The 718-nt window shown below is 73.1% G+C and carries 1 protein-coding gene; it reads right to left on the bottom strand.

Annotated elements, in window-relative coordinates; all coding sequences use genetic code 11:
- A partial coding sequence (locus DMH01_RS42390; RefSeq protein ID WP_199745852.1) for a glycosyltransferase occupies positions 1 to 508 on the bottom strand: 508 nt, incomplete at its 3' end.
- Positions 509 to 718: the final 210 nt, after the last annotated feature.

Genomic DNA, 718 nt, shown 5'->3' with positions numbered 1-718 from the left:
CGTCGTCGAATCCGCCCGCCTCCAGGAACGCCTCCCTGCGTACCACGGCTCCACGGGCCAGGAAGCTCAGCACGCTCGGCCCCGGCAGGCCGTCCTCGACGCCGAGCGGGGAGTCCCGCATCGCCTCCGACACCGGGTCCGGCCGCTCCTCGGGCCCCACCAGCACACGCGCGCCCAGGACCGCCAGGCGGGGGTGGGCGTCCAGCACGTCGGCCGCCCGGTCCAGCGCCCCGGGCGCCCACCAGGAGTCGTCGTCGGCGAAGGCCACGTACGGGGTCCCGGCCAGGCGTACGCCGAGGTTGCGGGCGGGCGCGCCGAGGTTGGCGCCCGCCTCGACCACCTGGACGTCGGGGAAGTGCTTGCGGACGAACCCGGCGGTCCCGTCGGAGGAGCCGTTGTCGACGAGGATGACCGGCCGCGGGTGGCGGGGGAGCGACCGGGCCAGCGTACGGACCCGGTCCCTGGCGGCCACCACGACCGTGACCCGCGCTCGGCTCGTCTCCGTCACGCCCGACCTCTAACCCGCGCGGCCCCCCTTAGTCCTCTGAAGGGCGTTGACGGCGGGCGGGGGGAGGCGTAGAAAAGACGGTAACAGCGTTACCTACAAGAAACGGTGTTACTCACATGGCGGTCACCGCGTACCGGCAAGCCCAGCAGGAAGGCCAGAGCGTGGTCAGGTCGGCCATCCTCGACGCCGCCAAACACCTGCTCATCGCCG

This window comes from Amycolatopsis sp. WAC 04182, from assembly GCF_003947465.1.
GTDB lineage: Bacteria > Actinomycetota > Actinomycetes > Mycobacteriales > Pseudonocardiaceae > Amycolatopsis.
The sequence above is the reverse complement of the archived record's forward strand: the minus strand, read 5'-3'. Positions and strand labels throughout refer to the sequence as shown.